This is a genomic window from Streptomyces sp. NPDC001732 (genome assembly GCF_053596315.1).
Map to the genome: position 1 here is coordinate 1 of NZ_JBSFFY010000213.1, position 1158 is coordinate 1158.

General features: G+C 66.4%; 1 protein-coding gene. It reads left to right on the plus strand.

From position 1 onward, the window contains the following. Window positions 1–90: 90 nt before the first annotated feature. Window positions 91–1158: condensation domain-containing protein (locus ACWCXX_RS41465; protein ID WP_451136516.1), on the plus strand; the 1068-nt coding region annotated here is incomplete at its 3' end.

Consider the following 1158-nt stretch of genomic DNA (forward strand, 5'->3'; position numbering starts at 1 on the left):
GAGTCGCCGTCGGTGGCTGGTTTGGCGGGTCGTTTGTCGGGTGCGGGTGTGGCGCGGGTGGGGTTGGTGGCGGGGGTGCGTCCGGAGCGGGTGCCGTTGTCGGCGGCGCAGCGGAGGTTGTGGTTCCTGCATCGTCTGGAGGGGCCGTCGGCGACGTACAACGTTCCGTTGGTGTTGCGGCTCGAGGGTGGTCTGGACGAGGTGGCGTTCGGGGCTGCTGTGGGTGATGTGGTGGCTCGTCATGAGTCGTTGCGGACGGTGTTCGGGGATGTGGACGGGGTGCCGTATCAGCGGGTGTTGCCGGTGGGGCGGGTCTCTGTGGTGGTGCGGTCGTTGGATGTGGGTGAGGGGGGTGTGTCGGCTGCGGTGGATGAGGCGGCTGGGTATGCGTTTGATCTGGCGGCTGAGTTGCCGGTGCGGGTGACGGTGCTGCGGACGGGTGTGGGTCGTTGTGTGGTGGTGGTGTTGATGCATCACATTGCGAGTGATGGGTGGTCGTTGGCGCCGTTGGTGGGTGATCTCTCGGTGGCGTATGCGGCTCGTGTGGCGGGTGGGGTGCCGGAGTGGTCGGGGTTGCCGGTGCAGTATGCGGATTACGCGTTGTGGCAGGCGGAGGTGTTGGGGGAGGAGTCGGATCCGTCGAGTGTGGCGGGTCGGCAGGTGGAGTTCTGGCGTGGGGCTCTGGCGGGTGTGCCGGAGGTGGTTGATCTTCCGGTGGATCGGGTGCGTCCTGCGGTGCCGTCGTATCGGGGTGGTGCGGTGGAGTTGGAGTTGGGTGCGGGGTTGCATGGTCGGTTGTTGGCTGTGGCGCGTGAGGCGGGGGTGACTCCGTTCATGGTGGTGCAGGCGGCGGTGGCGGTGTTGTTGTCGCGGATGGGTGCGGGGTCGGATGTGCCGTTGGGGACGGTGGTGGCGGGTCGTTCGGATGTGGCGTTGGACGATCTGGTCGGTTTCTTCGTGAATACGTTGGTGCTGCGTACGGATGTGTCGGGTGATCCGTCGGTGCGTGAGTTGCTGGCGCGGGTGCGGGAGACGGATCTTGCGGCGTATGCGCATCAGGACGTGCCGTTCGAGCGGCTGGTCGAGGTCCTCAGTCCGGAGCGGTCCCTGGCGTATCACCCGCTGTTCCAGGTCATGGTCGTCTTCGACAACAACACC